Annotated in this window: 8 protein-coding genes; 6 read left to right on the forward strand and 2 right to left on the reverse strand. The window is 33.3% G+C overall.

The features are described from left to right. The 3 genes from FTV09_RS16750 to FTV09_RS16760 all read left to right on the forward strand — a co-directional run. Positions 1–1351, forward strand: a 1351-nt coding sequence (locus FTV09_RS16750) for a MobA/MobL family protein (protein WP_180058932.1), incomplete at its 5' end; no start/stop codon positions are given. Positions 1352–2033: 682 nt separating this feature from the next. Next, positions 2034–2984 (forward strand): replication initiation protein, encoded by a 951-nt coding sequence (locus FTV09_RS16755; RefSeq protein WP_179991634.1) that lies wholly within the window; start codon positions 2034–2036, stop codon positions 2982–2984. Next, entirely contained in the window at positions 2981–3253 is a 273-nt protein-coding gene (locus FTV09_RS16760) for a hypothetical protein (protein WP_179991633.1), read from the forward strand. Before FTV09_RS16755 ends, FTV09_RS16760 begins: the two co-directional genes overlap by 4 nt. Before the next feature lie 198 nt (positions 3254–3451). On the opposite strand, the gene FTV09_RS16765 is transcribed toward FTV09_RS16760, so the two are convergent. After that, positions 3452–4345 carry a hypothetical protein gene (locus FTV09_RS16765; RefSeq protein ID WP_180058933.1) on the reverse strand — a complete coding sequence of 298 codons (894 nt, stop codon included), beginning with the start codon at positions 4343–4345 and terminating at the stop codon, positions 3452–3454. Between the two features lie 271 nt (positions 4346–4616). Here FTV09_RS16765 and FTV09_RS16770 point away from each other — a divergent pair, with 271 nt between their 5' ends. Next, positions 4617–4880: a type II toxin-antitoxin system Phd/YefM family antitoxin gene (locus tag FTV09_RS16770; RefSeq protein WP_000557944.1), complete on the forward strand. Its 264-nt coding sequence runs from the start codon at positions 4617–4619 to the stop codon at positions 4878–4880. Next, on the forward strand, positions 4867–5130 hold the full coding sequence (locus tag FTV09_RS16775) for a Txe/YoeB family addiction module toxin (RefSeq protein WP_000184943.1): 264 nt from the start codon (positions 4867–4869) through the stop codon (positions 5128–5130). Before FTV09_RS16770 ends, FTV09_RS16775 begins: the two co-directional genes overlap by 14 nt. Positions 5131–5191: 61 nt before the next feature. On the opposite strand, the gene FTV09_RS16780 is transcribed toward FTV09_RS16775, so the two are convergent. Further along, positions 5192–5494, reverse strand: coding sequence for a hypothetical protein (locus FTV09_RS16780; RefSeq protein WP_000110201.1), 303 nt, complete (start codon positions 5492–5494; stop codon positions 5192–5194). 211 nt (positions 5495–5705) lie between these two features. On the opposite strand from FTV09_RS16780, the gene FTV09_RS16785 reads away from it, so the two are divergent. Continuing rightward, the coding region (locus FTV09_RS16785; RefSeq protein ID WP_180058934.1) for a MobA/MobL family protein at positions 5706–6101 on the forward strand (396 nt) is incomplete at its 3' end.

Below are 6101 nucleotides of genomic sequence, written 5' to 3' on the forward strand. Positions count from 1 at the left end.
TGCATTTCCCAGTGAGTTAAACGCTGAACAGCGTGAAAATATGCTCAATGAACTTTGCCGAAACCTCGTTAAAAAATACGGTGTCATCGTTGATGCTGCTATTCATGCACCTCATACAGACAGTGGAAGTGATGAACGCAACTACCATGCACACATCATGTTCACAACCCGAAGTATTAATGAGCATGGTGGCTTTTCAGCAAAAAAATATAGGGACTTTAGTCGTGACAATGGCACAGAAACTGTAAGCCACTGGAGAGAATCATTTGCAGAGTTATGCAATCATCACCTGGAACAAAATGGATTTGATGAACGTGTCGATCACAGAAGTTATGAAGACCAGGAAAGTGACCTAGAAGCAACTCAGCACGAAGGTCCTCAAGCGACATACCTCCGGAGACGAGGAATATTTACAGAAATTAGTCTGAAAAATGATGAAATTAAGCTACGTAATTTAAAAATCAAAAAGGTCATCGCACTGGATGAAAACATCAAAGTATCTGAGGATCTTGTTCAAAAAGTACGAAGTGAGCTTCAGTTTCAATACTCTCAAGCTGAGTATTTAGAAAAAACTTCTCAGAAACTTTCTGAATTCCAAAATGAAGAATTATCAAAATTAACAACAAAATTAAACACGATGAGTTCTGCAATATCAGAACTACGCAAAAAAGAGCCTTTATTTTTTAAAACAAAATGGATCAATCAAATAAATGACCTGATCGACCAACACAACACCCAACTAGACATCCAAAAGCATATTTCTGGTCTTAGTGAAATAGAAAAAAAAGAGAGATATTCTGATCATTTAAATAAATGGACAGAAGAAAATCAGCTGCTCCAGCCTAAAAAGTCTTTTGCAAAATTTGACGAACCGAACATCACTGTTAAACAACGAAAACTTAATGATCAAATTTCAAATATAGATCATCAAATTTCTGAAATATCACGCAGAGAAACTGAGTATCAAGAGTATGTACGCGATCAAAGACTGGAGATCATAAATAGTTATATATTTGAAGAAGATAACTATGGAAATAAATACTTTAGTCCTCAAAATGGTGAAAAACAAAAGCGACTATATGCAGAAGAAATGGAAGATCTAAAAATCCAAGAATTGCATGCGGCTTTTACAAAAAAAATTGAGACCGAAGCGCAGCAAGAGTTTTCCCAAAAAAGAGCAATACAGCTCGAAAACGACCGAAAAGATCGTGAATCTAGAGAACAACGCTATGCACAAGAACGAGAGCAACAAGAACATTTGGCATTTTTAAGACGCCAAGAACAAGAAAAACAGCAGAGAAATGAGCCTAAAAAGCCAGAAAATGACAATAACCATGACTACACGCCTTAGCAATCCCATTTAAGCGCAAAAAAACGGGGGTTTTAGCGACTTTTGATAGAAATACAGTAAAACTATAGTTGATAAAAATAAAATCGCTTAAAACGCAAATGAGAGCCTTTTAGCGAGTGTCTACGAGCGACACAACGAAAGGTTGCTTATTCCCCCTCTGAAAAACCGTTTTTTATTGAATTACTGGGGACAGTGATTAGCGAGTGTCTACGAGCGAAGTATTGATGCTTTTGCTCGTCAAAAAGCATGAGCATAGCGAATGCATTATTCATGTTTTGCTTTTTGAATCCTTGATCATATATGCAAAAAACTGCCCCCACGAAGCGAGTGAAACGAGCTTCAATAGAGTACGAGCTTTAGCGAGTACCAAGGGCAGTTTTAATAACTTACTTTGGGAATAAATTCCCTTTTATTCTTTTAAAAAGCTTTTAAAAGCTTTTAGACCTTCTGAAAGCCTTATGTAGCAATAGTTTTAAGCTTTAAAAGGGTACAAATAGCATGATAAAGGGTACAAATAGCATGATTTTATCGTTTAAAAGGGTACAAATAGCATGATTAAAGGGTACAAATAGCATGATAAAGGGTACAAATAAATTATTGTACCCTTTATCTTGTTGGTGTACATTGTTTTCTCATGAGGGTACAGAAATCATGTTCATTTTTTATAAGGTTTGATATCTAAATGAATAAAGAAAATAGTTATGAAAAGTCTTATCCAGTAACAACAATGGCTATTCAAAATAAAGTTACTGAATGCTTTAAAAGTATGTCTGTAGATGAAAAAAGAATTTTAATTATGGCATCTCCGATTGCTAGAAATATCGATGCAAGTGAACAAGATCAAATATTAATATCAGCTCAACAATTTGCTGATGATTGTGGTATCAAAGTCAATTCTGCTTATAAACAAATTGAAAATGCATCAAAAAAATTAGTAGACCGGTCTTTTTCATACGTTAACGATAAAGGAAAAAAGGTCTACTCTAATTGGGTAATTGATGCTACTTATGAAGATGCAGGGATATCTTTAAGATTTACATCTATTGTTTTGGTGATGTTAAAGATTTTAGATAAATATAATCCATACACTCGTTATAAAAAGGATGTAGTTCTAAAATTAAAAAAAGACTACTCAATAGACTTTTACCATTTGGCGAAAAAAAATCAGGTAAAAAATGGCTTTGAATTAACGCTAGATGAAATGTTTACAGAATTTGGTTTACCTGAATCTTATAGAGATTTGAGGAACTTAAAACGAAGAGTTTTGAATAGTTCATTAGATGAAATTAATAAATTTACCGATATAACAGTTGACTATAATCCAATTAAAAAAGGGCGTTCAGTAATTGGCTTTAAATTTATAGTAAAAGAAAAACCAAAGCCCAAATTAGTAGAGCGTCAGCGAGATCAAAACACCATAGACATGTTTTTCAATCTATCCGATGCTCAAATTAACAAGTACAGCACTATTTTATCTCAACTCTCTGAACTATCAGACCTAAGTAACTTTCCTGATTATCCTGCTTTTGCCCTTTGGATCGGTGGCATCTTACGAGATCCGAAAAGTGTAAGGGAGGAAACCGCAAAACGAATTTTTAAAGCTCTGCATAGCAAAACGGATTTTAAACCATGAGAACTAAAGTTGAATTAGCCGCAATGAGTTGTGAAGAACTCAAAGACTATGAGCAAAGTTTACTAGCTCTGTGGACACCAAGAATGGCTCTTGAAAGTGACATTGAAAGGTTCTGCACTCAACGCAGAGAATTATTGGAGGTTTTTAATCAATTAAAAAATCCTGATGCTCCTGAACATGAACGTTTAAAAAATTCTATTTTATCGCTCAAATATAAGATTAAAAAATTAGAAGATAAATTGGATAATCTTATTCAAGATAATCGCTGAAATTATATAGATTTAATTATTCAGATTATTTAAGTAAAACTGTGGAACATTGCCTAATATTTAGGCGTAGAACATGAAAAATCAAGTAAAAAACCCCTGTTCACAGTCAGGGGTTTTTCGAAATGGATTATATTGTTGAATTATAAGAAGTAAAAATTAGCATTTCGTATAAGGTGTATTATGTTAATTTTAGAAAAATTAACTATTATTTTCTCTCTCTGCCATAAGCTCATTTCTCATTTCACGTAGAAATCTCATACCATTTTTAGTAACAGTAAAATGCTTATCTTCTATATTTATATAGCCTAAATTACTCATATCTTTCTGTAGTTGTGGACCAGTCTTAGAAATCAATTCTGCCATTAGTGAACTAGGTCTACGTCTAACGATATCCTCTAAATCCATAGTAGTCATAAATTGTTTTGTTTGATTTTTAACTCTTTGTATTACGTGTAATAAATTGGATTTTTCTTCCATTTCAGATTTTAGTTTTTTAATTTCGTTACGCTCTCTTTCTAATTCAATTTTTAATTTTTCTTTTTCATCTTCTGATTCAATTTTTTCAATTAAAGAATCGATCTTTTGATTAATATTCCTTTCTTTTTCTTTAAGATCTGCATCCTTTTTTTCTAATTCTTCATTAATTTTTTCTTCTTTCTTTTGTGTTACTCCATTCTGATTATTGTAAGCATAGTTTTTTTCAAATGTATCTTTTAACTCTGTTTGTCTGCCTCCAATATTTTTAACTTGTTCATCAAGGCGACCTAATATTTCTGAAGTGTCTTTAGTAAATTGATGGACATTGTGATAAAAAAGATTACTTTGCTGTGTAGACATGTAATAAAAGGCTGCTGATAATAAAATCGCAAAAAAAGCTAGAAGTATGCTAATAATTTCAGATGCTGTAAGTGCCTTAGTACCAAAAGATATACCTATATCACCGTTAATAAAGCTAAATGCTAAATATACAAGTATTCCTAATAAAGCTATTTCTCTTAACAATCTAACGATATTAGTAATTGACCAGTCAAATGATGTCTGATTAGGAAGAGAGGATTTATCTAAATCATTCTGTGATTTATTATTACTCATTAGATATTCTAGATTAAATTACAATTATTAAATTATAATAAATTCAAGCAATTATAACAAATATATTTTGTTTAAATAACCACTGATCTTGCCTACAAGTATTATCTAAAGATAATTTGAATATCCCGCTATTTAACATAATGGCTGTTATACGAAATTGACAATATGTACAGGATTCTGTACATTTAGGATTATAAAGTTTCAATCACTACCGCCTAGGTAGTCTAGCTAGCAGCGTTTTGACGCAGCTTACCCTATGAGGGATAGATATATGCATGTATTTACATATACGGACGCACGTAACAATTTAAAATCTGTTTTAGATAAAGTAATTGATGATGTAGACGTTGCTTTTATTACAAGAAAAGAAGGTGGCCATGCTGTAGTAATGGGACAAGATCATTACGATAGCTTAATGGAAACGTTATATCTCCTTTCATCTCCAAATAATGCAAGTCGTTTAAATGAATCAATTGCTCAATTACGTGCAGGGAAAACTAAACACAGAGAGTTGATTGAGGATGACGAATCGTAACGTCGAATGGACTGATAATGCCTGGGATGAATATATCTATTGGCAGACACAGGATAAAAAGATACTTAAGCGTATTAATACCTTAATCAAAGAATGTCAGCGAACACCTTTTGAAGGAACAGGAAAACCAGAACCTTTAAAAGCTAATCTTTCAGGATTTTGGAGTCGTAGGATTGATGAAAAGCATAGATTAGTTTATGAAGTGACAGATGAACGAATCTCTATAATTCAATGTCGATTCCATTACTAACAAGATCCCCTATTTTTAGGGGATTGTTTTTTTATTTAATACAAAATCTCATATGCGAAATTTAGGTGTTATTCCATATAACGCCATTAAAAAGATCTTTATCTTTCTGCCTATTTTCTTCAGTCTTACTTTCCGTGCTTAAAAACTTTTCAAAATCGGTTAGTTGACCCTTAAAAGATTCATCATTTTTCAGTTTGTTTAGAACCCAAGCCCCCAGTAGAATTTTACGTCTAGTATCATCTTTTCTTTGTCGATCAGAATTTTTCTTTTTTTCACGAGCAGCAATAGCTTGTTTTTGTGCTTTTAGTTGTCTTAATCGTTCTTCTTGCTTTGCAATTTTTTGCTCTAAAGTTTCAACACTCATACCATCACCATCTCAAGGAATCCCCCTCAAGCATGGGCTGTCTTGAATTGAAATTCAAGACAGCCCATGCTATCGTGGTTTTCCCGAAGGGCGCACTTAGCCATTGGATTTCATCCAATGGTGCGACAAGGGGTAAATCCCCTTTGTAATCCCCTGACCAACATATACATGTTGGTAATTTCGATAAATCGAAATAAAGAGCAAAAGCAAAATGGCGATATATCATTTTTCAGTTAAAACGATTAGTAGAGGTAATGGACGATCAGCCGTTGCTTGTGCTGCATATCGTTCAAGTGAAAAATTGGTATGTGATTTTTATGGAAAAGAACAAGACTACACAAGAAAAACTGGTGTCGAATTTACAAAAATCTATGCACCTGAAAATACAAATACTGAGTTACTCAAGCGCCAAACACTTTGGAATGAAGTCGAAAAGGTTGAACGTAGAAAAGATGCATTACTTGCAAGAGAGTTTGAGATTGCATTTCCCAGTGAGTTAAACGCTGAACAGCGTGAAAATATGCTCAATGAACTTTGCCGAAACCTCGTTAAAAAATACGGTGTCATCGTTGATGCTGCTATTCATGCACCTCATACAGACAGTGGA

Origin of the sequence: Acinetobacter sp. YH12227 (genome assembly GCF_013417785.1) — a bacterium.
Lineage (GTDB): Bacteria > Pseudomonadota > Gammaproteobacteria > Pseudomonadales > Moraxellaceae > Acinetobacter > Acinetobacter gandensis.